Source organism: Hyphomicrobium sp., assembly GCF_047600905.1.
Classification (GTDB): Bacteria; Pseudomonadota; Alphaproteobacteria; order Rhizobiales; family Hyphomicrobiaceae; genus Hyphomicrobium_B.
Genome location: NZ_JASGKD010000001.1, coordinates 2,853,813 through 2,879,411, shown reverse-complemented (window position 1 = coordinate 2,879,411; position 25,599 = coordinate 2,853,813). Strand labels below are relative to the sequence as shown.

Genomic DNA, 25,599 nt, shown 5'->3' with positions numbered 1-25,599 from the left:
TCAGCCGAGCAGATGCTTCATCAGCGCCCGCAATTCGCTTGGCCGAATGGGCTTGAGAAGCAACTCACATTGCGAACGCATGGCCGCTTCCGCAGCGGCATCCGTACGGTCCGCTGTGATAAGAATTGCTGGTATGTCGGAAGCCAGGCGACGGCGAATTCTGCGCACGATGTCGATGCCAAAAATTCCCTCATCCAAGTGATAATCGGCGAGGACGATAGCCGGCGAGAACGTCGGATCTGAGAGAATGTCTCCCACATCCTCAAGATCGCGAGCGGGACGAACATCGGCGCCCCACCGCGAGAGCAGAGTTTGCATAGCGGCAAGGACGGTCAGGTCGTCGTCGACGACGATAACCTGCCGGGCGAAGAAAGAATTGCTTTCGTTGCTGGAAACGCCGAGCGGCAGCCGTGCACCGGCCAGGGCGGCCGCGGACGGTGCGAAAACTGAAAAGCGCGAGCCGTGCCCAACACGCGACTGCAGTTCAAGGCGATGGCCAAGGGCATCGGCCATGCGGCGGACGATCGCCAATCCAAGACCGAAGCCCAAACTGCCAAGACGTTCCGATGCACTCCCGCGCTGAAACTCTTCGAAGATGCGCTGCTGCTCCTGTTCGGGGATGCCCTGGCCTGTATCCCAAACTTCAATAGCCACGTCATCACCGCGTGGACGCGCAGCCAGAAGAATGCCTCCCGCTTCCGTGTAATGCGCCGCGTTTGCCAGCAGATTTTGAACAATCCGCCGGAGCATGAGCGGATCGGAACGGACCGCGAGATCGGTCTTGCGCCAGTGAAATCGCAGGCATTTTCTCCGCGCCACAGGCTCCAGGCTATTTGCGACCTGTTCGAAGATGGCCTCTAGAATCACGGACTGGATGTTCGGCACGAAAACGCCGGCTTCGAGCTTGGAGATATCGAGAATGCTGGTCAGGAGTTCTTCGATGCTGACCAGTGCCGTAGAAATATTCAGTGCCAGTCTTTTATTGTCCGCCTCGTGCTGCGCATCCGACAATTCCGAAAGCGTCAATCGAGCCGCGTGAAGAGGTTGCAGCAAATCGTGTCCGACCGAAGTGAAGAACCGGGTTTTGAAGACGTTGGCGCGTTCTGCCTCGTCGCGCGCTTTGCTGAGTTCTAGGTTGGTATGCGCAAGCTTGGTCAACGCCAGATTGAGTTCTTCGGTTCGCCGCCTGATCTGCGCTTCCTGATTGATCGCGGTCTGGAACAGCGAGAAGGAACTGGCTTGCTGATCCATGGAATGTTCAACGCGCTTCATGAGCGCGGCATTGATTTTGCGAAGCTTATCGACCACGCGACGAAGGTCCGATTGCCGTGACGGCAATTGCTCTGACGGATCCTCTTCGTCGTTCATGGCGGCAAAAGTCTTCTTTGAGACTTGGAAAAAGCGATCCCGGTCAATGTCTGATTGAGATGCATCGCATTGAACTGCTCGCCGTACGTATAAAATCCAGCGAGCCCGAAACGCCCGTAGATTTCCTCAACCGCGTGACGGTTCTGCCCCGTTTCAGCGTCGAGACGCCTCAAGATGCAGTCAAAGCCAAGGACGAAATCAATCCCGCCCAGATCTGCATCGAGATGTTGAAGGGTTTCAAGCGTTGAACTGACCATATCACGCGGACGTCCGACGGTAAAAACCAGACCTTCGTCGATTGCACAAAAGAATGACAAGCTGCCGTCTGAATTCATGTTTCGGATCGACCGGCCGAAGTATTCGCCGCCGACTCTCACGATCAACGGATAAGCGGCGAAGCTCGATGGGCCGAGTTCATCGACGGAAACGCCGATCGCGGACGCATATTCGCTCGCCGCAGGTTCGGCATTGAGATCATAGACGATGCGGTTTTCGCTGTCGGCGGCCGTGACCACAAGCCTGATCGGAGTAGGTTCGAAGTTCTGTGTTTTAAACACCCGAAATGGTGACGTTGTTTCGATAACGAAGAGGATGGCCCCGCGCCGGACAAGATTGCCTCGGTGGATGAGCGCGGTCTTTTTGAATGCAAATCCATCGCCGGCAGATCCGCCGACGAGTTCCATGTCGTCGAGAGACCAATGCAATGCTGCCGCCAGCGGTTCCTCACGATCCGAAAGTCCGTCGACAAGGACCATCGCGAAAATGTTCTCGCGCGCCGCCCGCGACACTCCGGTGATCATCTGCACCCGCAAGCGTCGCGCAATCTCCGACGCGCGCTCGACGCCGCCCTTATCGATGTCCGGAATGACCTCGCTCATGATCCGGAAGCCAGCCTCAGGGAAAGCGATGAAGACGATCCCGCCCTCCGTCATGCCGAGAGGGCCGACCTCACCCGAAGTGCTGCAGCCCGACACCGACACGTCAGGGAAATGACTCTTCAAAAGCTTGATAAGGAGATCAGGGTCGTGGTTGACGGAAAAGAAAACGATGATGTGTTGAAAGACGCCATCGGCGAGTTCGGCGTGCGCGGCCGATACTGCTTCCTCGGATGAAAGAGTGCTCGCCACCACGCGGACGCCGCATGCCGCACGAAAAGTTTTGATGGACATGTAATCTCAAATTCCTCGGTCGCGAGGCGACGCGAGTTTCTTGTTGATCGCTTTTTGATCGAATCTGCCACAACAATTTCGACCAAACAACGTCTGTATTGGAACGTTCTTTACGGTGTTTCGGGGCGCCATGCCAAAGCCTCAAAATGAAAAAGCCCCGGCCGCGTCGCGGTCGGGGCAAGATGGCTAGCAAGTCTAGGTAAAGCGGAGGTTTTAGCAATCGAGCGTGTTCGCGCGTTCCCAATCCGTGAAGTGGGATACGTACGAGTTCCAATTTTCGGATTTAAGCTTGATGTAGGCGGCGGAGAATTCATCTCCGAGCGCGCTCTTGAGGGAAGCATCCTTGTCGAAGGCACGAATGGCGTCGAGCAGGTTGAGGGGCAGGCGCGGAGCGTCCTTTACCGTATGTCCCAGCTGGTACATGTCGATGTCGAGACGCTTGCCCGGATCGGCCTTGCTGCGTATGCCGTCGAGACCGGCAGCGATGATGACGGCCTGCAGGAGGTAGGGATTGACAGCCCCATCCGGCAGACGCAACTCGAACCGGCCCTTACCCGGAACGCGGACCATGTGCGTGCGATTGTTGCCCGTCCACGTCACCGTATTGGGCGACCAGGTTGCGCCGGAAAGAGTGCGCGGCGCATTGATGCGCTTATACGAGTTGACGGTCGGGTTCGTGATCGCGGCCAGCGCCTCGGCGTGCTTCATGATACCGCCGAGAAAATGATAGCCCTGCTGCGACAGTCCCATTTCGTCGGAGCCGTCGTAGAACATGTTCGTCTTGCCGTCCTTGTCCCACACTGAAATGTGAGCATGGCAGCCGTTGCCGGTGAGCCCGGCGAAAGGCTTTGGCATGAACGTCGCGCGAAGACCGTGTTTCTCGGCGATCGATCGAGTCATGAACTTGAAGAACGAGTGCCGATCGGCCGTCACCAGTGCGTCATCGAAGTTCCAGTTCATTTCGAACTGGCCGTTGGCGTCTTCGTGATCGTTCTGATAGGGGCCCCACCCGAGTTCCAACATGCTATCGCAGATCTCGGCGATGATATCGTAGCGGCGCATCAACGCTTGCTGATCGTAGCAGGGCTTCGATGCATTATCCTTGTCGTCGGAGATCTCGGTGCCTTCCGGCGAGATCAGGAAGAACTCGCACTCGACGCCGGTCTTGACGTAAAGCCCAAGCTCTGCCGCCTCAGCCATCAGCTTCTTGAGGACGACACGAGGCGCCTGCGGAACCTGCTTGTCTTCCATCACGCAGTCGGCGGCGACCCAGGCGACGTCTTTTCTCCACGGCAGCTGGATGACGCTCGAAGGGTCCGGCATGCCGAAAAGATCGGGATGCGCCGGCGTCATATCGAGCCATGTCGCGAAGCCCGCGAAGCCTGCACCGTCTTTTTGCATGTCTGCGATTGCCGCTGCCGGGACAAGCTTCGCCCGTTGCGAACCGAAGAGGTCCGTATAGGAAATCATGAAATAACGAATGCCGCGCTCCTTGGCGAGCTGGGCGAGGTCCTGGGCCATGCTGTCTATCCTCAACGCTTGCGTTTCATTCTTGATTATTTGCCGACCGGCAGACGAAAAAAGGGGCGGCCTAAAAGCCGCCCGATCCTGTCATCCCGGGGATCCATGAAGTGCCTGCAAGGGGCACGCGCGCCATGGCAGCAGCTTCGATTGTCAGGGCGCAAAGATCTTCCGGCTCGAGATTGTGGATGTTGTTGTGGCCGGCAGCGCGCGCGATGGTCTGCACTTCCAGCGTCATGACTTTGAGATAGTTTGCGAGACGCCGGCCGGCGCGAACCGGATCGAGACGCTTCGATAACTCGGGATCCTGCGTGGTGATGCCGGCGGGATCACGCCCTTCATGCCAGTCGTCGTAACATCCAGCCCGCGTGCCGAGCTTCTCATACTCGGCTTCCAGCGCTGGATCGTTGTCGCCGATGGCAGCGAGAGCCGCGATGCCGATCGAAACGGCATCGGCGCCCAAAGCAAGCGCCTTGGCAACGTCCGCCCCATTGCGAATGCCGCCGGAGACGATGAGCTGCACTTTGCGGTGCATGCCAAGATCTTGCAGCGATTGAACGGCGGGCCGGATGCACGCGAGCGTCGGCAGGCCGACATGCTCGATGAAGACTTCCTGCGTCGCCGCAGTTCCGCCTTGCATGCCGTCGAGCACGATGACATCGGCGCCCGCTTTCACCGCAAGTGCGACATCATAATAGGGTCGTGTGCCGCCGACCTTGATGTAGATCGGTTTCTCCCAGTTGGTAATTTCGCGAAGCTCGAGAAGCTTGATTTCGAGATCGTCGGGTCCCGTCCAGTCGGGATGGCGACAGGCGGAACGCTGGTCGATTCCCTTCGGCAGGTTGCGCATTTCGGCGACGCGATCGGAAATTTTCTGACCGAGCAGCATGCCGCCGCCGCCGGGCTTCGCACCCTGGCCGACGACCACTTCGATGGCATCTGCCTTGCGCAGATCGTCCGGATTCATACCGTAGCGTGACGGCAGATATTGATAGACGAGCGTCTTGGATTGTCCGCGTTCTTCCGGCGTCATGCCGCCGTCGCCGGTCGTCGTCGACGTGCCGGCGATCGACGCACCGCGGCCGAGCGCCTCTTTTGCGTTGGCAGAAAGCGCGCCAAAGCTCATACCCGCAATTGTGATCGGAATTTTGAGCTCGATCGGCTTCTTCGCGAACCGGGTACCGAGCGTAACGTTCGTCGAGCACTTTTCGCGATAACCTTCGAGCGGATAGCGCGAGACGGAAGCTCCGAGGAACAGCAGATCATCGAAGTGCGGAACACGGCGCTTGGCGCCGCCGCCGCGAATATCGTAGATGCCGGTCGCCGCCGCGCGCCGGATCTCCGATAAGGTGTAATCGTCAAAGGTCGCCGATGGGCGTGGCGTCGTGATCGGGATCTTAGGCGACATCAGTAAGCATCCGCGTTGTCGATGTTGAAATTATAGAGCTTGCGAGCCGAGCCATATCGCCGGAACTCGTTGGTTTTAGCGTCCTTGATTCCGGCTTCGTCGAGCAGCTTTCCAAGCGCTTCGTGATGCTCCGGCCGCATCTCCTTCTCGATGCAATCAGCGCCGAGGCTTTTGACTTTGCCCCGCACGTAAAGCTGCGCCTCGTAGATGGAATCGCCGAGAGCATCGCCCGCATCTCCGAGGACAACCAAATGCCCCGACTGCGCCATAAAAGCCGACATATGGCCGATATTGCCTTTGACGACGATATCGATGCCTTTCATCGAAATTCCGCACCGTGATGATGCGTTGCCCTCGATGACCAAGAGACCGCCGCGGCCGGTCGCCCCGGCATACTGGCTCGCGTCGCCTTTGATGACGACCTTGCCCGACATCATGTTCTCGGCGACGCCCGGCCCCGCCGATCCATGTACGGTGACCGTCGCCTTCTTGTTCATGCCGGCGCAGTAATAGCCGACGCTGCCGCGAACATCGACGCCGATCGGTGCGTCGATGCCGACGCAGATCGCGTGGCCGCCGCGCGGATTGAGCACTTCCCAATGCGCTTGGTTCGACCCGTCTGTTTGCCTATGCAGCTCTTCGTTCAGTTCGCGCAACGGACTCTTGGCGAGATCGTACGTTCGCATGAGTTCCCCAATTAACTGCTGCATTAGCGTTGCCAGAAATAAACGGTTGCGGGTTCAGGCTCCCAGATTTTTGCCTTATCAATTCCAGGCAATCCTGCGAGCGCGCGATATTCCGAGCCGAACGCGACATAGTCGTCGGTTTCGGCCATGACGGCCGGCTTGCAGGCAATGGGATCGCGTACGACGCCGAATCCCTCTTTGGTGCCGACCACGAAATTGAAGAAGCCGTCGAGATCCTCGAGGCTCTTCTCAAGTGCCTCTCCGAGGTTCATGCCCTGCTTCATGCGCCACGTGAGATACGAAGCGGCAACCTCGGTATCGTTTTCGGTGTTGAAGGTCATGCCGTCGCGTACGAGTTCGCGACGCAAGCTGGCATGATTGGAAAGCGAGCCGTTATGAACGAGGCATTCGTCGGCGCCCGTTGAGAACGGATGGGCACCGAGCGTCGTTACAGCCGATTCCGTCGCCATGCGGGTGTGGCCGATGGCGTGCGTGCCGGCCATGTGCGCAAGATCGAAGCGCTTGGCGACGTCGGTTGGATAGCCGACCTCTTTGTAAATCTCGATATTTTCGCCCGTTGCCATGATGCGGATTGAAGGAAAATCCTCTGCGAGGAGCGCCTTGATGGCATCGAACTTGTCCGAGCGAACGGAGAGAACGGCATGGGTGTCGTTCACGCTGAGCTTGGCATCGGCCTTCTTGACTTTGGAGAGAGCCTCTTCGAGCGCCTCGAAGTCTTCCTCGGCGTTGGCCGATTGGAGCGTGATCTTGGTCCGCCCCTTTTCAGATGTCCCGTAGACGGCAAATCCAGCCGAGTCGGGACCGCGCTCGCACATCGTTGAAAGCATGCCGGAAAGAAGCTTTCCGAGCTGCGGTTCCATTTCCGGGTTCTTTAAAAATAGTCCGACGATGCCACACATTTGCGCCTCCTGACCGGGCCGCGAAGGAATGGCCGGAGATTAAGCACGCATCGGCGCTCTGTCAACTCAGAAGAAAGAAGATTTCTTTAAAGGAATGTCCAAAAAACATGCGCTCTGCCAAATCCCAGGTCATGGACGCGGGTAGATGATGATCGAAAGATAGGTCATCGGAGTTTGGATCAGGCGTGCGGGACCATGCGGCGCGGCGCTGTCGAACAAGATCGCATCGCCCGATTTCAGGTGATAGCTGCGATCTGCATGCGCATATTCGACTTCACCCGAGAGCATGAAAATGAATTCTACGCCCTCATGTTGGAAGCCGGTATAGGCAGCCGCATCATCCGAAAGGGTGATGAGATAGGGTTCGACGATGACCGGGCCATCGAGCGAATGCCCAAGGAGCTGGTATTGGTGGCCAACCTTGGTTCCTCGGCGACGTATAACGACCCCTTCGCCGGATTTGACGTAGGAACAGTCGCGCCGCTGCTCGAACGAGGCGAACAGAACCGTCAGCGGTACATTGAGCGCCAACGCCAGCATCTGCAGCGTGCTCAGCGACGGCGAGATCTGCCCGTTTTCGATTTTGGAAAGCATTCCCGGTGAGATTTGCGAAGCCGTAGCAAGCTCGGCAACGGTCAAACCGGCGTGTTTCCGATGGTGTCGGACTTGGTGTCCGATCGCCTGTTCAAGAGTATGTTCGGCCGCGCCGGGAGCGTTGGAGCCCGTGGCGAGCGGCTCGGCTTCGGCGACTTCGAGAACGTTTTTGCGTTGCTTTTCCGACATGAATGCTTTCCGCCGGCGACGGCGGCTTAAATAAGGAAAAAATAGGTTCGCACGTCGCGGACGATTATTCCACCATGCGATTCAAAAATGTCCAATGTGTCAAAGACGCAGATCCGGACCGATGGCCCGGCGCCTAATCAATATTCCCAATCGATACACTAAGTATCAGGCTTTACCAAGCCAATGGAAAAAGTCCCGCGCATAAGTTCGCGCGCAGGCAAACTCATAGCCGCTGCCGTCGGGCAGGCGCCATACCATCAAACCCAAATGCGCGACTTGGGTGATTGCCACATCGCCCGGCTTGAATGCGTTGTCTTCGAAATCGATAGCCATGCTCCTGACCAGCGCATCTGATGGGTGGGCTTTGTGCAGCCTGAAGATTGTCCGGCTGTCGCTGACGTCGAGAACGGAAGCCACGCCATGAAGAGCTTTCGCGAGCTGGGCGCTCGGGTCGGCGTCACCCGATCTCTTGTCGATGATCAGCCAATGATCAGGGCCAGCCCATACGATCATACGCTCACCGGCTTGGACGACGCGCGGCGTCAACGGCAGATCCGCGCCGAAAATCGAGCGTGCGAGATCGCGCAGCGTCTCGCGCCCGTCCCGTCTGGCGGCGATCTGCGTGACCGCGACGTCCGAATGCTCGGAGATCGCCGAACTGCTTTCCGCTATCGAACCGTTTGCAAGCTCAGACACGCAACCGTGCTCCTTCAGGATCGTAGAACGCAGCTGGAACCACTTCGACGAGAATAGCGGCACCCCGGACCGGATCGACGGCGGACAGAATCTCGCCCATGCGTAACTCCGCGCGAGACAACAAGCCAAGACCGACCCAATGACCGAGCATCGGCGAATACGCGACCGACGTCATGTATCCCTGGTCGTTTTCGGCGCTTGGCTGGTCATCCTTGCCGATGAAATGCATGCCACCTCGCAACCGCACGGTCTTGTCGATTGGCTTGAAACCGATGAGCCGAGGACGCGTTTGCTCGGCGAGCCCGGGTCGCTGTGACAACACGCGGCCGATAAAATCCTTCTTCGTCGAAGCCATCTTGCCGAGGCCGAGATCAGCAGCCGTCGTCGTGCCGTTGAGTTCCGAGCCACCGACGTGGCCTTTCTCAATTCGCATGACGCCGAGCGCTTCCGTGCCGTACGGCGTGACGCCCAACGCCTCGCCTTCCGACATCAGCTTTCGCATCAGAAGATCGCCGTGCCGCGCCGGAACCGCGATCTCGTAGGCGAGCTCGCCCGAAAACGACAGGCGATAGATTCGAGCCTTGATGCCGCCGAGAGCGGTAATCTCGGCAGCAGCCATGTAGGGAAATGCCGTATTTGAAATATCGAATGGCGCATCGACGATCTTGGCAAGAAGATCGCGGGCTCGCGGACCTGCAACCGAATATTGCGCCCACTGGTCGCTGACGGGAAACAGCTGAACGTCAAGATCTGGCCAATGCCATTGCCGGCAAAGCTCCAGATGCTGCAGGACTTTGATCGCGTTCGCTGTCGTGGTCGTGATGAAGTATCGGTCGTCCGCGAAGCGTGCGGCCGTCCCGTCGTCCATCGCAATGCCGTCTTCGCGCAACATCATCCCATAGCGGGCTTTGCCGACGCCAAGCGTGCTCATCATATTGATGTAGACGCGATCGAGAAACTTGCCGGCATCGGTGCCGTGGACCTCAATCTTGCCGAGCGTCGACACATCGCAGACGCCGACGCCGCTGCGGACGGATGTCACTTCGCGGTTGACCGTCGTCAGCCAATCGGTTTCGCCAGGTTTCGGGAAATACTGCGCCCTGAGCCACATGCCCGTTTCGACGAAAACAGCGCCCTTCTCCTTCGCCCAATCGTGAGAGGGCGTTAGGCGCGTCGGCTTGAAATGCTTGTCCCGATGCTCGCCCGCGAAGACGCCGAGCGAAACAGGGGAATACGGTGGCCGGGCGGTCGTCGTTCCTGTTGCCGGGATGGATTTCTTTGTCAGCTCCGCAAGAATGGCAAGCCCGTTGACGTTCGACGTCTTGCCCTGATCCGTCGCCATGCCAAGCGTCGTGTAGCGCTTCAGGTGCTCGACCGAACGGAAACCTTCGCGCTCCGCAAGACGAACGTCAGCCGCCGTCACGTCGTTCTGCTGATCGACGAAAGCTTTGTGTTTGGCCGCTTCCACATGCCAGAACGCGGACACACCAACGAGTTCGTCGTCGACATCAGGGATCGGGACAGAAGCGCCATCAAATCCGCTGGCCGCTGCGGCCGCGGCACCGGCCTTTGCGCCTTCGCTGAGGCAAGCCGCCAGTGAGAATGTTCCGTTGGCCGTGCCGGCGACGGTCATCCACTTCGGCGGGACGCCAGGCACGAACGCCGCCAAGCTTTCCTGCCATTGCGCCCGGCCTCCGAGGTGAGTCGTGACTTGCAGGTTGGGATTAAATCCGCCGGAGACCACGATCAGATCGCATGCGATCGTCTGGACGGCGCCGTAAGCCGCAACGACTCGTGCGCTGACGACGCGCCGGCTGCCGAGGGCGTCTGAGACGGCAGCGCCTTCAAAAACACGAATGCCTTTCTTGCGCGCCTTCGACTTGATCTGCTCGGGCAACACGGGTCTCGTATCGACGAGCGCCGCGACGGCAATCCCTGCTCGCGTGAGATCGTCGATCGTGTTGGAGGGCCTCGTCGTTGTTCGAGAACACGACCGCTGTTTGGCCCGGCGCCACGCCGAAGCGATTGATATAGCTTCGTGCTGCACTGGCCAGCATCACGCCTGGACGATCATTGTTGCCAAAGACGATAGGACGCTCGGTCGAGCCTTGCGCAACAACGGTATGCTTTGCAACGATATGCCAGAGACGCTGCCGTGGCTCGCCGGTCGGCGGAACCGGCAGGTGATCGGAAACCCTTTCGACCGCACCGTATGCGCCGCTGTCATACGCGCCGAAGATCGTTGTCCGAGACATCAGCCTGACATTGGGCGCAGCCGACAACTCGGCGATGGCCGATTTGGCCCAATCGACGCCGCTATCGCCGTCGATTGATCGGGCATCGCTCAGTAGCCGGCCGCCAAGCGCAAAGCCGTCATCGGCGACGATCACTCTTGCGCCCGCACGCGCCGCTGTAAGCGCCGCAATCAGCCCGGTCGGGCCGGCCCCGATGACAAGCACGTCACAGAACGCGTTTGCCTTGTCATAGCTATCGGGATCCGGTTGCTCGGCCGCGCGGCCGAGACCCGCGGCACGCCGGATCATGGGCTCGTAGAGTTTCTCCCAGAAGGAAGCAGGCCACATGAACGTCTTGTAGTAGAAGCCGGCGGAAAACACCGGCGACAGCAGTCCGTTGATCGACAGAATGTCGAAAGAAAGCGAAGGAAAGCGGTTCTGGCTCTTCGCCTCGAGGCCCTCATAGAGTTCCGCGACGGTCGCACGCGTGTTGGGTTCGCGACGAGCGCCCGTGCGGAGTTCGACAAGAGCGTTCGGTTCTTCAGGACCTGCTGTCAGAATACCGCGTGGCCGATGATATTTGAATGACCGGCCGACAAGATGCACGCCGTTGGCAAGCAGAGCCGACGCAAGCGTGTCGCCGTTGAAGCCCGAGTAGGGCACACCATCGAATGTGAAGCCGACAGGCTTCGTGCGGTCGACAAGACCTAACCCAGCAACGCGTGAGCCTTCAGACTGAATCATGGCGCGCTGCCTTGCGTGTTATGGCGCTCGAGGGTGACATCTTGTGCGGCTTTGACATCGAGAATTTCGTGCGTGCGCGTATCGCGCGTGACCACGAGCCACGCGTGGCATCCAGCGGAATGATACCAAAGCTCTTGAGTGGGTCCCGCGACGTTGCGGCGTTGATACGCAAATTCATAAAACGCGTCGTTTGCGTTGGGCGCCGAGGCGTCGGGTCGAACAACGCTCGCGTCTCCGAGATAAGAGAACTCTTCGTTGCCGCGGTCACCGCAAAAGGGACATTGGATGCGCATGATGGCTTACCTTCAATGCAAGTTGGGCTGGTTGCCCATGCCCTTCTCGTCGATCATGTGACCGGTGCGGAAGCGATCGAGGCGATAGGCTTTCGCAACCTCATGCGGTTCGCCGCGCGCTAAGAGATGCGCAAAGCACAATCCCGAAGCCGGCGTCGCCTTGAAGCCGCCGTAACACCAACCGCCGTTGAAATAGAGACCTTCGATCGGCGTGCGATCGATGATCGGCGAGCCGTCCATGCTCATGTCCATGATGCCGCCCCACGACCGCAGCAGTCGCACCCGACCGATCCGCGGCATCAGCGCCATTCCGCCTTCGAGGACATCTTCGACGACGGGAAGGTTACCCCGCTGCGCATACGAATTATAACCGTCGATATCGCCGCCGAAGACAAGGCCGCCCTTGTCCGACTGGCTGATATAGAAGTGCCCGGCGCCGAACGTCACGACGCCGTCGATGAACGGCTTGATGCCTTCCGATACGAACGCTTGCAGCACGTGGCTTTCAATCGGCAGCATGAGGCCGGCGAGGCCAGCGACGCGCGAGGAATTGCCTGCCACGGCAAGTCCGACTTTGTTCGCGCCGATAAAGCCACGTGAGGTTTCGACGCCGGCGATCTTGCCGTTCTCGATCCGAAACCCGGTGACTTCCGCATTCTCGATGATGTCGACCCCAAGGCGATCCGCCCCGCGCGCATAGCCCCACGCCACCGCGTCGTGCCGAACCGTTCCGCCGCGCCGTTGAAGAAGGCCGCCTTTGATGGGAAAACGCGCATTATCGTAGTTGAGCCAGGGATACATGCCCCGCACGGCATCGAGGTCCAAAAGCTCGGCGTCGACCCCGTGCAGCCGCATCGCATTGCCGCGCCGAGCATAGGCGTCACGCTGAGCGTCGGAATGATAGAGGTTTAGAACGCCGCGTTGAGACACCATGGCGTTGTAATTCAGATCCTGCTCGAGACCTTCCCAAAGCTTCATGCTCGTTTCGTAGAAGGGGATATTGCCCGGCAGCAGGTAGTTCGAGCGCACGATCGTCGTGTTGCGGCCGACGTTGCCGGATCCGATCCAGCCCTTTTCTATGACCGCGACGTTGGCGTTGCCGTATCGCTTGGCGAGGTAATAGGCGGTCGCCAGTCCGTGGCCGCCGCCGCCCACGATGACAATGTCGTAGCTAGGTTTGGGAGTGGCCTTGCGCCAAGCCTCCTTCCAGCCGGTCTGGCCGCGAAGCGCTTCAGCCAAGACCGAAAAAATCGAATAGCGATCGGGGGATGCCATGGCTGTTGCTACCGGCTGATCTTAAGAAAGCCCGGAGGAAGCCGGGAACTCGATTTCGAATGCTTATAAATCAGCCCCGCATTGACGTTAATATAAGAAATTCTTATTCTATCGGGCTATGTCCACGCGCTCGAACAGACTGCCGTTTGATCTTCACGCGCTCGAAGCCTTTCTCGGCGTCTGCGATAGCCGGTCGATGGCGCTCGCCGCTAAGAAGCTTTCGCTGACGCAGCCTGCCGTCTCTCAAGCCGTGGCCGATCTGGAATCGCGGATGGGAGTGAAACTATTCGATCGCGGTGTGCGCCCTCTGGCGCTCACACCAGCCGGCGAGATCATGCGCCAGCGCGCATCGGCGCTGCTGTCAGAAGCCCGTCAAATTGCAACCGTCATACGCCACACGGCTCGCGGACGCTTGGCGCTCGTTCGCGTCGGCTTGGTGGACAGTCTGTCGCGGGCCCTGACGGGCCCTGTCGCATCATTCCTCGCCAATCACGCCGATCACGTTTCGGTGCAATCCGGACTGACCGCAGCCCATGCCGGCGCCCTTCTGACCCGCAATCTCGACCTTTTCATCGGCGTCGACGATATGAGCGACGTGGAGGGTTTCGACCGCCATGAGCTCATCACGGAACCCTACATCCTGCTGCTGCCGTCGCGAGCCAAAATACCCCGTTCCGTTGCCGATTTGGCGTCGTGCGCTGAAAGACTGCCTTTCATCCGCTACAGCGCCCGGTCGAAGACGGGAATCGATATCGAGCGCTATCTCCGCCGGCTGAATATTGATTTTCCCCAGGGCCTCGAATTCGACACCCCCTTCGGCGTGACCGATATGGTCGCCCGCGGTAAAGGCTTTGCCATCTCGACGCCCATTTGCATCGCCGAAGCGGCTTTGGAAAATCGCGATTTACGGGCCGCGCCGCTCCCCGGTCCGAGTCTGAAGAGAACGTTAACACTCGTCAGCCGCCGCTTTGAGCTTGGGACCTTGCCGCGAGAACTGACCAAAGCCTGTAAGTCGTCTTTGGATACGACGACTCTTCCGGCATTGCGGACGTCGCTGCCGTGGCTTTCGGGGGAACTCCAAGTCTGACGCGCTGCTGCACTGCAGCGCAAACTTCGGCCGGTTCGAGGCGATACTCAAAGACCTTACGTCGCGTTGGCCCAAGCCCGAACTCGGGCTACCTAAAGCGCATACTTGAATCGAGATTGGATCATAGCTGACCGATGACGCTGCAGGCGATCATCATTCGTGCCGATGGCGCGCTCGCCGAAACGGAAGAAATACGCCGGAGAGCTTTCGCTCGGGTTTTTTCCGAAGCCGGCTTTGACTGGTCTTGCGACCGTGAGGGTTTCGCGCTGACCGCAAAGCTCGGTAGCGGCGTAGCGCGCATGGCCCACTACGTACGCTCGTTCCTGCGCGGAAAACCTGAGACAGAGGACTTTTCCCTCCTCATTCAGGCGATGCATCGCCGCGCATCCAAACTCTTCGGCGAAATGCTCTCGACGACGGCCGTCGAGCCGCGCCCTGGAATACGCGATCTAATCATTGCCGCCCGCGGGGATGGATTGAGACTTATTCTGGTCTCGCTACTTGAGCCGCGCGATACCGAGCAGCTGTTGACGACGCTTCTTGGCGAGCGCGGCCGTCAGCTGTTCGACGTTGTCGTGTCCGGGGACAAAAGCGGCAAAGGCGAATGCGAGCGGCTCTACAACGAAGTTCGCGCCGTTCTGGGTTGCGATCCCCGACATAGCCTTGTGATCGAGGGTGGCCGCCGGGGTGCGATGGCGGCGAAGACCTCTGAGTTTCCGGTAATAACAACACGCAGCGCGTTCTGCCGCGAAAGTCCGGCATTCAGCGAAGATGCAGTCTTCGTCGATGATTTGACGAGCCTTCTCGCCGCGCGAGACCGCGATCCTCACGACCCGCTGACGGCCGAGGATCGTGCAGACCTTTTGGCAGCAATTTACCGTCTCCATGCGAGCAATTGCAGCGGATTGACGGGCTTGGATTGGAGTGACGAGATGAAGGTCTCAGACATCCTGAAGACCAAGGGTTCCGCGATTAAGACGATCGAGGCAAATGCCACGATGCGCGCGTTGGCCCATTCCTTCAGAAAAGAGCAGGTCGGCGCCTTGCTTGTTCTCGACGACAAGGGCGGCCTGCAAGGCATTATCTCCGAGCGTGACCTTGCGCGCGGCATCGACGAATTTGGCGTCGACCTGCCCCAAATGCGGGTCGCAAACCTTATGACGCGGTCGGTCGTGACATGTGCACCTGAGGACCGTGTCGCCGCCGTCGCCAACGTCATGACGCAACAACGCATCCGCCACCTTCCTGTCGTCGTCGACGGCAAGGTGGTCGGACTTATCAGCATCGGCGACGTCCTGAAGCATCGCCTCGACGAAGTGCGGCTCGAAGCCAGCGTTCTGAGGGACGTGGCGCGCTCGCGCCGCTAGCCGCCGGTGCGAACGACACCAGCTTGCCGCAAGCTAATCATGGCAAGCATCCTGGCATGGTAGAATCCAGCTATCTCGATGCGATAAAGCAGTTCGAAGGTTACAGCGCCGAAGCCCGGTGGGATTACGCGCAGAATACGAACGGCTATGGCACCCGCGCAAAATATGCTGGCGAAGTGATCGATAAGGCGGAAGCTGATCGTCGCTTCTCGTCCGAAATCCAGAAAGCCGCCGATTTCGTCGATAAGTTCGCACCCAGCCTCGACGATGGCAGCAAAGCCGCCTTGACATCGTTGACATACAACGCCGGAACGGCCTGGACGAAAAGCGGCCTCGGCGACGCCGTCGCAAGCGGCGATCTCGACACGGCACGCTCGCTTTTCCTGCAATACAACAAAGCAGGCGGCAACGTGCTCGATGGCCTCGTGCAGAGGCGCCTCCAGGAGGTTACCTGGTTCGGGCAGGGCAATCCGGCGACGCAAGGCGCCGGCGCCGGCTTTGCAGCAATGGCCGCCGCCGCCAGCGCTTCCGCGGTCGCCGCATCTTCTTCAGCGTCAGAGGCCGAAACGACAAGTTTGCCCACAGCAACGATACCGTCGCAAACGGTATTGCGGGCGGCATCGACAACGGATGGCGCAAAACCGCTATCGAGCTTTGGAAGCGATGAGGTCATGCTGACCCTGCTCACGAAGATGCCCGCTCTGCCCACATCCGCCGATCGAGGCGATGAAGATAATAAGTCTCGCTTTGCGGACCAGAAGGCCGGCGAAACCGGGGCTCTGCTGCATACCGGCTGAGACGACAGCCGATCAATGGGCGTATTTCAGCGCGAGAACGATTAATAAGGCGATGGCCGCAATTACACCGGCTCCAACGCGTAGCATCACTGCGCCGGTGGCGCCTCCGGCCTGCCGCCGTCTGACGCTATCCGAGGCTCGCGGATCCTCCGCCTGCGCGCGGACGGCAGCTGACACGAAAGCGCTTTGCATTGCCATGCGAAGCTCCGGGGAAGCTGCCGCGAGCAGCATCTGCTGGTTCGTCGTGTCAGGTGCAAAAGCAGATTGCTGCGTTGGCGCGTCAGGCCGAAATGCCGTCGCGGCCTCGGCATATTGGGCCGCGACTCTGTTCGGCGTCGCCGCTTCGGCGTCGACTGCCTGCGCGGGACTAGAACCGGCGAGGCCGCGCTGAGGATAGGATGCCGACGCGTCAAGCTGTTCATCAAGCAGTGTCATCAAAACGGACGCGACCGCTTTGTCGTTGTGTGAGAGTGGCGCTGACGATGGTTGGGCCGGTTTGTCGTCCGATTTCTGGTTTGGCTGTTCTCTATTTCGAAGCAACTGCCTCTCGGCTTGGAGAAGCACTTCGTCCGCAATCAAGCGGCCAATGGATTCCGTCGTGCTGACCATATTCCTCACACTCCGGGTTCACGATGTCCTTTCGATGCTCGCAAATGACTGAAATTGCCCTCAACGCGAGGCCGCTCCTTGCCGTTGACCGGATGGGAGTACTTGCGAAAGATACGCGTAAACGTCTTCGACTGGCGGCTCGTCGAGGGTCTGTTTCATCGCTTCGTAAACGCGCGGCACGATTTCCATGGCGCGATCGAGCGTCAGATCGCTGCCCGGCTTATAGCCGCCGATGGCACGGAGATCCCGCGTATCTTCGAAGCGCGAGATCGCCTCGATCAATTGCGTGACAAACTGAGCCTGATTTTTCGTTCGAATCTTTGGTGCCAGACGCGAAAGCGAAGCCAGAGGATCAAGTGCGGGAAGCCGCCCCTGGCTGGCTATGCTGCGATCGAGCACGATATGCCCATCCAGAATGCCGCGCGTCGCATCTGCGATCGGATCGTTGTGGTCGTCGCCGTCTACGAGCACCGACAGGATAGCTGTAATCGTGCCGGATCCGGCTTCGCCAGGTCCTGCCCGCTCGAGCAGCCGGGGCAGACTGCTGAAGACGCTTGGCGGATATCCGCGCGCGACCGGAGGCTCGTCGGCCGCCAGCGCCAGCTCTCTGATCGCATGCGCGTAGCGCGTCAGCGAATCGATAATCAGGAGCACGTTCTTGCCGCGGTCGCGATAATATTCCGCGATGCACATCGCCGTGCTCGGCGCGTGTCTGCGCATCATCGGACTTTCATCTGATGTCGCCACCACCGAAACCACCTGCGAACGCGTCGCGCCGAGCGTATCATCGAGAAAATCGCGGACTTCGCGGCTTCGTTCGCCAACGAGCGCAAGGACCGTCACATCGCTCGAGGGAGCGCGGCTCAGCATCGCGAGCAACGTCGATTTACCCACACCCGAGCCGGCGAAAATGCCGATGCGCTGCCCGGCGCAGATGGGCGTGAACAGGTCGATCGGCTTGACACCGGTTACAAGCGGAACGCCCAGCCTGTTTCGTTTGAGCGGCGAGGGCGGCGATCCATGAACAGCGAACGCGCGCTCACCGCGGACGAGAGGACCCTCATCATCGATCGGCTCACCCAACGCATTCATCGTCCGGCCGAGCCATGATTCGTGCGGCCAGAGCACCATCTGTCCCGACATCGTCGTGACGCGCGCGCCGAGTTCAATGCGGTGATCGGGAACGAAAGGCGTGACGTTGACCGTCTGCGATTCGATCGTCGCGACCTCGGCGAGAACATCACCCCCAATGCCGGAGATCGACACGCAATCACCGATCGAGACGAATTTCGAGAGTCCTGCAACGACGAGATAAGTCGTACTGATGCGCACCACCCGACCCGATACGCGATGCGCTGGCGATTTGGCCGCGGCTGTAGCCATCAGCAGATCGAGTTGATCGAAAGGCGTCGCGGCGGCGAGCGTCAAAAATCGTTCTCCTCATTCCCGGCGGCACGTCATGTTCGGCCGCGACGCGTCACGAGCCCGCCAACGCTTTCAGCGAATCCTGCAACGACGTCTCGGTGTCGCTCAGCATTGTGCTGACCGCCTGAAAATTTCGCTGAATAGTGATGAGGTGGGTCATCTCAAGCATCGGATTGACGTTCGACTTCTCGATGTAGCCCTGAACGACACCATTGTGCAGAAAGTCGAGTTCGGCGACCGGAGGAACGTCCGAGACAACTGAGACTCCCTCCGCACGCGTCAGCTTTGCGCCTTGCGGCATCCGGTAAAGCCCAAGCGCGCCCATATTGTTGCCCGCCTGTTCGATGGTTCCGGCTTTGTTGATCGTCGGCGGAGGATCATCCGGATTGAGCTGAACGGCCGTGCCCCCGGCGTCCAGAACCGGATAGCCCTCAAGAGTTGTCAGTCCGCCTTCGCTGTTCATCTGCATCCGGCCGTCGCGCGTGTATGCAACTCCATTCGGTGTCTGGATCGCCAGCCAGACGTCGCCGCGCAAGGCGACGTCGAGCGGATTGCCGGTCTGCGTGATTTCACCGGTCTTCGTCGAAATATGATTCTCGCCCTTGGAAACGAAGCTCACGCCGTTGTTGCTCGACTGGCCGGGGCTGCTGTCAGGTTGCGAGACGAGTTCCTCGAAGGATACTTCCTCGCCCCGAAATCCGACGGTGTTCACGTTGGCGACGTTGTTTGCGAGTGTGTCGAGGCGGCGCTGTAGAGACAACTGGGCTGAGAGCGCGACATAGATATTCGATTGCATCCGGTAAGATCCATCCCGTGAAGCTCGGCCTGGAAGAACTTTAGGGTCAACAAACTTGTGGCGGGCTGACTCGGCGGCTGCGGGTTGGCCAGCGCATTCAGGGGACAAGTCCCACGCAAGCCAAAGCGTCCCTTATGGCATGTGAAAAAATCCGCAGCGGGATGTTCACGTGACCATTATCGTCGGCCTGATTATCACCCTCGCCTGTATGCTTGGCGGCTTTGCCGCTATGGGTGGCCATATCCTGGTCATCTGGCAGCCTTGGGAATACGTGATCATTTGTGGCGCCGCTCTCGGAACGTTCGTCGTCGCTAACCCGATGAAAACCATCAAAGACGCGGGCAAGGCGACGGTCGAGGCCTTCAAGAACGGGACGCCGACCAAGGACGAGAATATCGAGCTGCTGGCGCTCCTGTTTTTCATGATGCGCGAGCTTCGCGACAAATCGCGCGCTGAAATGGAAATGATCATCGACGCGCCGCAAGAGGCGGAAGTCTTCCGCCGCGCCCCGACCGTGGTTTCCAATGAAGAATTGACGACCTTCATTTGCGATTACTTCCGTCTCATCATCATGGGCAATGCCCGGACGCACGAAATCGAAGCGTTGATGGACGAAGAAATCGAAACGGTGCGCCACGACAAGCTGAAAGCCTATCACGCCCTCGTTGCTGTGGGTGACGGGCTCCCTGCGCTGGGTATCGTTGCAGCCGTGCTCGGAGTCGTGAAGGCCATGGGCGCGATCGACCAATCGCCGGAAATTCTCGGCCATCTGATCGCGTCGGCCCTTGTCGGCACGTTCGCCGGCATCTTCTTCTCATATGCTGTCGTCGGGCCGCTCGCGACGAAAGTGAAGATCATTCGAGACAAGAAATTGCGCTCTTATGTGATCGTCAAGCAGTCGTTGCTCGCGTTCATGAACGGTGCCATGCCGCAGGTGGCGATCGAGCACGGCCGCAAAGCAATCTCCGCATATGAGCGCCCCACGATCAACGAGGTGGAAACCGCGACCATGGGCGGTGGTACAGCGCGCGGCGCGGAACGAAAGGCAGCGTGATGATCACGCGAGCGACAGCAACTCTCACCGGCTTGCGGCAGCTCGACGCCGGTCGGAAAACTCGGGGTAGCCATCATGTCTGATGATGTCCTGATGGAAGCGACCAGGTCGCTGATGGAAGTAGAAAGATCTCTCGAGCGCGCGCTTTCCGCCGGGCAAAATCGCCCGGACCGCATGCCCGGTCTGCAGATGATCTTCGGTCAGCTGCCGCGCATAATGACCGAGGAAATCGGCATTCTGTCGCTGCTGCCTTTGAAGGTGTCGCTCGAAGAGCTCAGTTCCTCGACCATCGCCGATACATGCGCACTGTCTGAAGGAGCCTCCGCCGGAGTTGTCCGTGCCGAGAGATGGCGCAGCTGGCTCTATTTCATCGCCGACCAAGACGCGAGCCTGCTGTTCGTCGAGGCAGCGACCGGATGCGAACGGATTCCGGACGGCGGCCTGCCGAAACGCAAGCCGACCCGCACCGATGCCAACGTCCTGCGTGTCCTGTTTCGACGGGTTTCGCGGGCGCTGACCGCAGCATTTTCTATCCTCGCCGACGTCGACTTCGATGTCGGTGATGTCGTCGAAAAGATCGAACTTGAACCCCAGCTAAGCCCGTCTTCGCCCGTCATCGCAGCAAGACTCGCGCTTGATTATTGTGGTCACGTCGGCTTTTTGACGATCGTCATTCCGCAATCGGGCCTCGAAACGATTCGATCGTTGCTCATCTCCGCAACACCTGGAAAATCGGCAACCGGATCAACCGAATCCGCGGAAGACCCGCATTGGTCTAAGCAGCTCGCCGAGGAAATCGCGCGCGCCTTCATCGACCTCAACGGTGTGCTCGAGGAACGCCCGGTTCCACTCGGCGATGTCCAGCGCTTCAAAGTCGGCTCTGTCATCGAGCTGCCGCTGACGTCGATGTCCCGCGTTCGCCTCGACGCCGACGAAAGCCCGCTTTTCTGGTGCGAACTCGGCAAACGAGAAAACGGCCTCATTCTTCGCGTCGACGACGAATTCGACCACCAGAGGGAGGCAGTAGATGAATTCTACGGTCTTTGATGCCCTCTCGCCTCAAGGCTGCGGCATGCTTCATGCGGCAAACTCAATTCTGGAAGTGTTAGCGCAAGGAACTCGCTTGTCATGATCCCGAGTGATATCGACCCATCGGAACACGGCCTCGAAGGGAGCGAAACCGGCTTCGATCAGGCGATGCCCAGCATGGCAGATTTCGGCGAAGGAACAATTGCCGGGCTTGCCGAGTCGCCGCACGGCATGGCCCCTGATGCTGGTTCGGAGGCGTCGGATACAGCTGGCGCGGACTTCGGAGCGCACAGCGCCATGATCATGGGACTCCCGGTCATGATGAAAGTTGTGCTCGGCTCCGCGAAGATGCCCGTCGCGACATTGGCCAAGCTGGCAAAGGGCTCGGTCGTAAAGCTCGACAAGATGGTCGGCGATCCCGTCGATATTCTTGTCAACGGCCGCTTGATCGCTCGCGGAGAGGTCGTCGTACTCAACGAAGGAACATCGCGTTTCGGCGTCGTGTTGACCCACGTCGGGTCGATCCCCGGCGTCACGAAATAGTAATCGCAGCTGCGCTCCAGGCGAGACCCGTTATCGATGTCAACCGGAAACTCGCGAGCTCTGACGGGACCAGAAAAGGTCGGCGTGCTTCTTCTCGCGCTCGGCAAGCAGCGCGCCAGCGGTCTGTTGAAGAAGTTCAATCCCGAGGAGTTGAATATCCTCGTGCGTTCGGCCGAGATCATGCCGACGATTACCGCGGCTGAACTCGAACGCATTGTCGACGAATTCGAGAGCCAGCTCGGCCAGGGCACACCCTTCCTCGGGCGGGCCGAGGATGTCAGGCGTCTTGTCACCGACGTCATTTCCGAAAACCGATCGTCCGGAGATCCGAGCGAACAGTTCACCGCACGCCAGGATGTCTGGAGCCAGCTATCTGCACTTCCAGACGACGTGCTGACGGCGCACTTCGAGAGTCAATCTCCGCAAGTTGCCGCCTATTATCTTGATCGCCTCGGCAGCGAGCGCGCATCGACAATTTTGAAATCTTTCTCGCCTGCCAAGCGAAACGACCTTCTCAATCGGATACTTGGAATGGGACAGGTCGCCCCTCAGGTGATCGAAGCGCTCGAAAGCGGCTTGCACGACGAGTTATTCGACATCGATCATCGCTCATCCGATAAATACGTCGCGCTCGCCGGCATCCTCAATAATCTCGATAAAGAAGAGTCGACGCAGGCCCTCGAATACCTGGCGAGCATCAAGCCTAAGGATGCCGAAGCTATCCGCAAGATGCTCTTCAAGTTCGAAGACCTCTCGAAGCTCGCTGCTCGCGCCCTCACCGCTCTCATGGACGGCATTCCGGTCGAACGGACCGTTCTCGCCCTGCAGGGTGCCGATCCGGAGCTGCAGACGAAGGTTCTTTCTGCGCTTGCTCCACGCGCGCGGCGCATGGCGGAGGCCGAACTGCAAAGCCCGGCGAACGTTCCTCAACGCGATATCGCCGATGCGCGCCGCGCGATAGTCGATTCTGTCCTCCGTCTGTCCGCGGAAGGTGTGATCGATATCTCGAACATCGCCGCCTAGGTCGTCCAATGAACGAGACACTGGAGCGGGGCTGTGGCCGAAGGGCAGGATAAAGAAAGCCGCACAGAAGAAGCGACCGACAAGCGGCTCAATGACGCGAAGCGGGACGGCAACGTGCCGATGTCCCGCGAGGCGACGAACTTTACCTACCTGCTCGCCGCGCTTCTCGTTATCGCCGTCCTGGGACAAACCTTCACGGTCCACTTCACCGATCTGTTGACCGGGCTGCTCGCCAACGTCGGTTCGATACATATCGAGAATGGCGGCGATCTTTCGCTGCTCTTTGATGTCGTCGGCAAAAGCGCGGCTCTGATCACTGCACCGATCATTCTGACGTTTACGGCTGCTGGCGTTATCGCTTCGGTTGCGCAAAATCCGCCGAATTTGGTGTTCAAGCGTATCATGCCGGACATTTCCCGGCTTTCGCCCGCCAAAGGTTTCAAGCGCCTTTTCAGCATGACCGGCCTGGTCGAATTCCTGAAGCTTTCCCTTCGATTGTTCGTCGTGACCGCCATGAGCGCGGCGATACTGATGTATCTCTGGCACGATTTCACCAATTCGATCTGGGATGATCCCTCGGCCATACTTGTGCTTTCTCAAAAAAGCGTCGTTCTGCTTCTGATTTCTCTCGCATTGCTCTCGTTCGGGCTTCTCATCTTCGATTTCCCGGTGGCGCACGTGATTTGGCGCCGCTCGCTCAGGATGGCCCCACAGGAAATCAAGGACGAGCGAAAACAGTCGGAAGGCGATCCGCAAATCAAGGCCCGCCGCCGCTCGATCGCTCGTTCCCGTTTGCGCCAGCGCATGATGAGATCGGTTCCGCGTGCAACTCTCGTCGTTGCAAACCCGACCCACTTTGCAGTCGCACTGCGCTACGTGCGCTCAGAAGGCGGCGCGCCCCGTGTCGTTGCCAAGGGCCAAGATCTCATTGCGCTCTCGATCCGGCGAATAGCCGAAGAAAATGGCATTCCCGTTATCGAAGACAAGGCTCTCGCAAGGTCTCTGTATGCAAAAGTAGAGGTGGATCAAATGATCCCCGTCGAATTCTACAAGGCCGTCGCCCAGATTCTGCTTCGCCTCCAGGCCCAGCGGAATGGCGTTGGTTCAGTTCGCGCCTAAAAGGGAAAAAAAGTCGATGATTCCCGTACGCATCGATCATTCGCAGACACGCGAGAAGATACTTGGAGAAAGCATTCGTGGCGTGGCAACCGATCTCCGGTTGATCGATCTTCCCGATCTGGTCAGCTATATTAAAACCGGCCAGATCGCGAGCGTTGGTTCGCTGGTGCAGTCATCGATCGAGCTGTCGTTCAAGCCTGAAACATTGCGCTTTGGCCATGCCGGCGACGTCTTCCTCGAATGGGGGCTACTGCCGTGCGTCTGTCTCGACATGGAATTTCATCACCAGTCCGTCCATGTCTATTTCCGCCTGATGCTCGAAGCCGAAGAGGCTGCCGTTGAGATCACCTACATCTCGTTCGAGGGTGAAACGGGCGGACCGAACCAAAATACCATCCGATTGCACGATGCGCTCGGTGAAGCGCGCATCAATTGATCGGCGCCTGGGGCAGCGAGGGCATCTGTCCAGTCCTACGCAAGCATGGGCGTGCACAAAGGTAAAAGGCCACCCATGATCGCGCCCAGGAATTGCCCATGCAGCCGATGCAACTCTTCGATCTCGCGTTTCGCCAAAACGAATGGCTGGCTCAACGCCAATCCGTGATTTCGTCGAACGTCGCAAACGCCAATACCCCCGGCTACAAGGCGAAAGACATTGAAAGTTTTGACGCGGAAATGCGTTCGTCCGTGCCGCTGACCGCAACGGACCCACAGCATTTTGCGTCCGCCGACGCCGACGTTGTTCGCAGTGAGGAAAATAGCGGAGATCAGGCTGAGGTGTTCGTTTCGGGCAACGACGTCAATCTCGAGCAGGAATTCCTGAAGTCCAACGACGTGATGCGCAGTTACAGCCTCAATACGCAGATCATGAAGACCTTCGACCGCATGCTGCAATCCGTTACGAAGGGCTGATAGATGAGCGATCCTCTCATATCCGCAACCAAAGCTGCAGCGAACGGGCTTTTCGCCCAATCAACTCGCATGCGCGTGGTGTCGGAAAATATCGCCAACGCCAACTCGACCGGAAAGACAGCCGGCGCCGACCCCTACCAGCGCAAGACGATCGATTTTGCGGCCGTCACCGACGAAGCCAGCGGCGCTGACCTCGTTCAGGTGCAAGATATTTCGCGCGATGAGGCGCCGTTTCGCACCGAATACATGCCCGGCCATCCGGCGGCCGACGCAAAAGGCTACGTAAAAATGCCAAACGTCGACATGCTCACCGAGCTTGCCGACATGCGTGAAGCGTCGCGCTCTTATTCGGCCAATACCCAGGTCATCAAGCAAGTGCGTGACATCGTGAATATGACCATAGATCTTTTGAGGTCGTAATGAGCCTGAACGTCGCTATGCTTTCGCCCGATATCAATCGCGTTACGGGTTCGACGCCGCTGTCTCCGAGCGCGCCTTCAGCCGCATCGCAAGCCGCCCCCGAAAACGACTTCGCGCAAACGATGGCCTCAATGGCCGCCGACGCCATCTCGACTGTAAAGACTGGCGAAACCACGGCTATTGCAGGGATGCAAGGTAAAGCACCGCTGCAGCAAGTCGTGCAGGCCGTTATGCAGGCCGATCAGGCGCTGCGCACTGTCGTCGCCGTCCGCGACAAAGTCGTGGGCGCATATCAAGAAATCAGCAGAATGCAGATCTGAG

25 protein-coding genes and 1 pseudogene are annotated in these 25,599 nt (G+C 59.1%); 12 read left to right on the top strand and 14 right to left on the bottom strand.

Translation table 11 applies throughout. The annotated features are described in order from the left end of the window. From QM780_RS13840 to QM780_RS13790, 11 genes and pseudogenes are all read right to left on the bottom strand, one after another. Positions 1-1,368, bottom strand: coding sequence for a hybrid sensor histidine kinase/response regulator (locus QM780_RS13840; protein ID WP_415071036.1), 1,368 nt, complete (start codon positions 1,366-1,368; stop codon positions 1-3). Next, positions 1,365-2,537: an FIST N-terminal domain-containing protein gene (locus tag QM780_RS13835; RefSeq protein WP_415071035.1), complete on the bottom strand. Its 1,173-nt coding sequence runs from the start codon at positions 2,535-2,537 to the stop codon at positions 1,365-1,367. Before QM780_RS13835 ends, QM780_RS13840 begins: the two co-directional genes overlap by 4 nt. 213 nt (positions 2,538-2,750) lie before the next feature. Further along, on the bottom strand, positions 2,751-4,058 hold the full coding sequence (gene glnT / locus QM780_RS13830) for a type III glutamate--ammonia ligase (protein ID WP_415071034.1): 1,308 nt from the start codon (positions 4,056-4,058) through the stop codon (positions 2,751-2,753). Between the two features lie 70 nt (positions 4,059-4,128). Continuing rightward, positions 4,129-5,466 carry an FMN-binding glutamate synthase family protein gene (locus QM780_RS13825; RefSeq protein ID WP_415071033.1) on the bottom strand — a complete coding sequence of 446 codons (1,338 nt, stop codon included), beginning with the start codon at positions 5,464-5,466 and terminating at the stop codon, positions 4,129-4,131. Continuing rightward, positions 5,466-6,152 carry a protein GlxC gene (locus QM780_RS13820; protein ID WP_415071032.1) on the bottom strand — a complete coding sequence of 229 codons (687 nt, stop codon included), beginning with the start codon at positions 6,150-6,152 and terminating at the stop codon, positions 5,466-5,468. The genes QM780_RS13825 and QM780_RS13820 overlap by 1 nt, the downstream gene beginning before the upstream one ends. 23 nt (positions 6,153-6,175) lie before the next feature. Next, the gene (locus QM780_RS13815) at positions 6,176-7,072 is read right to left on the bottom strand and encodes a class II glutamine amidotransferase (RefSeq protein WP_415071031.1); all 897 of its coding nucleotides are present in this window, start codon (positions 7,070-7,072) and stop codon (positions 6,176-6,178) included. A 129-nt stretch (positions 7,073-7,201) separates the two neighbouring features. Further along, positions 7,202-7,855, bottom strand: coding sequence for a helix-turn-helix domain-containing protein (locus tag QM780_RS13810; RefSeq protein ID WP_415071030.1), 654 nt, complete (start codon positions 7,853-7,855; stop codon positions 7,202-7,204). 165 nt (positions 7,856-8,020) lie between these two features. Continuing rightward, the gene (locus QM780_RS13805) at positions 8,021-8,551 is read right to left on the bottom strand and encodes a sarcosine oxidase subunit gamma (RefSeq protein WP_415071029.1); all 531 of its coding nucleotides are present in this window, start codon (positions 8,549-8,551) and stop codon (positions 8,021-8,023) included. Further along, positions 8,544-11,529: pseudogene (locus tag QM780_RS13800) on the bottom strand (sarcosine oxidase subunit alpha family protein). The gene QM780_RS13805 and the pseudogene QM780_RS13800 overlap by 8 nt, the downstream one beginning before the upstream one ends. Continuing rightward, positions 11,526-11,822 carry a sarcosine oxidase subunit delta gene (locus QM780_RS13795; RefSeq protein ID WP_415071028.1) on the bottom strand — a complete coding sequence of 99 codons (297 nt, stop codon included), beginning with the start codon at positions 11,820-11,822 and terminating at the stop codon, positions 11,526-11,528. The pseudogene QM780_RS13800 and the gene QM780_RS13795 overlap by 4 nt, the downstream one beginning before the upstream one ends. A gap of 12 nt (positions 11,823-11,834) precedes the next feature. Then, positions 11,835-13,097 carry a sarcosine oxidase subunit beta family protein gene (locus tag QM780_RS13790; RefSeq protein WP_415071027.1) on the bottom strand — a complete coding sequence of 421 codons (1,263 nt, stop codon included), beginning with the start codon at positions 13,095-13,097 and terminating at the stop codon, positions 11,835-11,837. Positions 13,098-13,215: 118 nt separating this feature from the next. Here QM780_RS13790 and QM780_RS13785 point away from each other — a divergent pair, with 118 nt between their 5' ends. From QM780_RS13785 to QM780_RS13775, 3 genes are all read left to right on the top strand, one after another. Further along, entirely contained in the window at positions 13,216-14,184 is a 969-nt protein-coding gene (locus QM780_RS13785) for a LysR family transcriptional regulator (protein WP_415071026.1), read from the top strand. Between the two features lie 134 nt (positions 14,185-14,318). Beyond that, positions 14,319-15,551 (top strand): CBS domain-containing protein, encoded by a 1,233-nt coding sequence (locus tag QM780_RS13780; protein ID WP_415071025.1) that lies wholly within the window; start codon positions 14,319-14,321, stop codon positions 15,549-15,551. 56 nt (positions 15,552-15,607) lie between these two features. Next, positions 15,608-16,348 carry a lysozyme gene (locus QM780_RS13775; RefSeq protein WP_415071024.1) on the top strand — a complete coding sequence of 247 codons (741 nt, stop codon included), beginning with the start codon at positions 15,608-15,610 and terminating at the stop codon, positions 16,346-16,348. A 12-nt stretch (positions 16,349-16,360) separates the two neighbouring features. Here QM780_RS13775 and QM780_RS13770 read toward each other — a convergent pair whose 3' ends face one another. The 3 genes from QM780_RS13770 to flgF all read right to left on the bottom strand — a co-directional run bounded on the left by QM780_RS13770 (position 16,361) and on the right by flgF (position 19,178). After that, on the bottom strand, positions 16,361-16,783 hold the full coding sequence (locus QM780_RS13770; protein ID WP_415071023.1) for a hypothetical protein: 423 nt from the start codon (positions 16,781-16,783) through the stop codon (positions 16,361-16,363). A gap of 234 nt (positions 16,784-17,017) precedes the next feature. Further along, positions 17,018-18,340 carry a FliI/YscN family ATPase gene (locus tag QM780_RS13765; protein WP_415072044.1) on the bottom strand — a complete coding sequence of 441 codons (1,323 nt, stop codon included), beginning with the start codon at positions 18,338-18,340 and terminating at the stop codon, positions 17,018-17,020. A 94-nt stretch (positions 18,341-18,434) separates the two neighbouring features. Continuing rightward, a complete protein-coding gene (gene flgF / locus QM780_RS13760; RefSeq protein ID WP_415071022.1) occupies positions 18,435-19,178 on the bottom strand; it encodes a flagellar basal-body rod protein FlgF in 744 nt (247 codons plus the stop codon). A gap of 169 nt (positions 19,179-19,347) precedes the next feature. On the opposite strand from flgF, the gene motA reads away from it, so the two are divergent. The 9 genes from motA (at position 19,348) to QM780_RS13715 (ending at position 25,598) form a co-directional block, all read left to right on the top strand. After that, positions 19,348-20,232, top strand: coding sequence for a flagellar motor stator protein MotA (gene motA, locus QM780_RS13755; RefSeq protein WP_415071021.1), 885 nt, complete (start codon positions 19,348-19,350; stop codon positions 20,230-20,232). A gap of 75 nt (positions 20,233-20,307) precedes the next feature. Then, complete coding sequence (locus QM780_RS13750) at positions 20,308-21,279, top strand: FliM/FliN family flagellar motor switch protein (protein ID WP_415071020.1); 972 nt, start codon at positions 20,308-20,310, stop codon at positions 21,277-21,279. 213 nt (positions 21,280-21,492) lie between these two features. Then, positions 21,493-21,804: a flagellar motor switch protein FliN gene (gene fliN / locus QM780_RS13745; protein ID WP_415072043.1), complete on the top strand. Its 312-nt coding sequence runs from the start codon at positions 21,493-21,495 to the stop codon at positions 21,802-21,804. Between the two features lie 36 nt (positions 21,805-21,840). Further along, positions 21,841-22,827, top strand: coding sequence for a FliG C-terminal domain-containing protein (locus QM780_RS13740; RefSeq protein ID WP_415071019.1), 987 nt, complete (start codon positions 21,841-21,843; stop codon positions 22,825-22,827). A gap of 33 nt (positions 22,828-22,860) precedes the next feature. After that, the gene (locus tag QM780_RS13735) at positions 22,861-23,946 is read left to right on the top strand and encodes a flagellar biosynthesis protein FlhB (protein ID WP_415071018.1); all 1,086 of its coding nucleotides are present in this window, start codon (positions 22,861-22,863) and stop codon (positions 23,944-23,946) included. A 16-nt stretch (positions 23,947-23,962) separates the two neighbouring features. Further along, positions 23,963-24,382 carry a hypothetical protein gene (locus tag QM780_RS13730; protein WP_415071017.1) on the top strand — a complete coding sequence of 140 codons (420 nt, stop codon included), beginning with the start codon at positions 23,963-23,965 and terminating at the stop codon, positions 24,380-24,382. Between the two features lie 98 nt (positions 24,383-24,480). Beyond that, complete coding sequence (locus QM780_RS13725) at positions 24,481-24,858, top strand: flagellar basal body protein (protein WP_415071016.1); 378 nt, start codon at positions 24,481-24,483, stop codon at positions 24,856-24,858. A gap of 3 nt (positions 24,859-24,861) precedes the next feature. After that, a complete protein-coding gene (flgC, locus tag QM780_RS13720; protein ID WP_415071015.1) occupies positions 24,862-25,278 on the top strand; it encodes a flagellar basal body rod protein FlgC in 417 nt (138 codons plus the stop codon). Continuing rightward, complete coding sequence (locus QM780_RS13715) at positions 25,278-25,598, top strand: flagellar hook-basal body complex protein FliE (protein WP_415071014.1); 321 nt, start codon at positions 25,278-25,280, stop codon at positions 25,596-25,598. The genes flgC and QM780_RS13715 overlap by 1 nt, the downstream gene beginning before the upstream one ends. Position 25,599: the final 1 nt, after the last annotated feature.

Coding starts and splice junctions, on each gene's coding strand:
- QM780_RS13825 (WP_415071033.1), bottom strand. CDS start 5,466: ATGTCGCCTAAGATCCCGATCACGACGCCACGCCCATCGGCGACCTTT.
- QM780_RS13775 (WP_415071024.1), top strand. CDS start 15,608: ATGGTAGAATCCAGCTATCTCGATGCGATAAAGCAGTTCGAAGGTTAC.
- QM780_RS13765 (WP_415072044.1), bottom strand. CDS start 18,340: ATGGCTACAGCCGCGGCCAAATCGCCAGCGCATCGCGTATCGGGTCGG.
- QM780_RS13740 (WP_415071019.1), top strand. CDS start 21,841: ATGTCAACCGGAAACTCGCGAGCTCTGACGGGACCAGAAAAGGTCGGC.
- flgF (WP_415071022.1), bottom strand. CDS start 19,178: ATGCAATCGAATATCTATGTCGCGCTCTCAGCCCAGTTGTCTCTACAG.
- QM780_RS13840 (WP_415071036.1), bottom strand. CDS start 1,368: ATGAACGACGAAGAGGATCCGTCAGAGCAATTGCCGTCACGGCAATCG.
- fliN (WP_415072043.1), top strand. CDS start 21,493: ATGGCCCCTGATGCTGGTTCGGAGGCGTCGGATACAGCTGGCGCGGAC.
- QM780_RS13750 (WP_415071020.1), top strand. CDS start 20,308: ATGTCTGATGATGTCCTGATGGAAGCGACCAGGTCGCTGATGGAAGTA.
- QM780_RS13780 (WP_415071025.1), top strand. CDS start 14,319: ATGACGCTGCAGGCGATCATCATTCGTGCCGATGGCGCGCTCGCCGAA.
- QM780_RS13770 (WP_415071023.1), bottom strand. CDS start 16,783: ATGACACTGCTTGATGAACAGCTTGACGCGTCGGCATCCTATCCTCAG.
- flgC (WP_415071015.1), top strand. CDS start 24,862: ATGAGCGATCCTCTCATATCCGCAACCAAAGCTGCAGCGAACGGGCTT.
- QM780_RS13725 (WP_415071016.1), top strand. CDS start 24,481: ATGCAGCCGATGCAACTCTTCGATCTCGCGTTTCGCCAAAACGAATGG.
- QM780_RS13790 (WP_415071027.1), bottom strand. CDS start 13,097: ATGGCATCCCCCGATCGCTATTCGATTTTTTCGGTCTTGGCTGAAGCG.
- QM780_RS13730 (WP_415071017.1), top strand. CDS start 23,963: ATGATTCCCGTACGCATCGATCATTCGCAGACACGCGAGAAGATACTT.
- QM780_RS13810 (WP_415071030.1), bottom strand. CDS start 7,855: ATGTCGGAAAAGCAACGCAAAAACGTTCTCGAAGTCGCCGAAGCCGAG.
- QM780_RS13715 (WP_415071014.1), top strand. CDS start 25,278: ATGAGCCTGAACGTCGCTATGCTTTCGCCCGATATCAATCGCGTTACG.
- QM780_RS13795 (WP_415071028.1), bottom strand. CDS start 11,822: ATGCGCATCCAATGTCCCTTTTGCGGTGACCGCGGCAACGAAGAGTTC.
- QM780_RS13820 (WP_415071032.1), bottom strand. CDS start 6,152: ATGCGAACGTACGATCTCGCCAAGAGTCCGTTGCGCGAACTGAACGAA.
- glnT (WP_415071034.1), bottom strand. CDS start 4,058: ATGGCCCAGGACCTCGCCCAGCTCGCCAAGGAGCGCGGCATTCGTTAT.
- QM780_RS13815 (WP_415071031.1), bottom strand. CDS start 7,072: ATGTGTGGCATCGTCGGACTATTTTTAAAGAACCCGGAAATGGAACCG.
- QM780_RS13785 (WP_415071026.1), top strand. CDS start 13,216: ATGTCCACGCGCTCGAACAGACTGCCGTTTGATCTTCACGCGCTCGAA.
- QM780_RS13835 (WP_415071035.1), bottom strand. CDS start 2,537: ATGTCCATCAAAACTTTTCGTGCGGCATGCGGCGTCCGCGTGGTGGCG.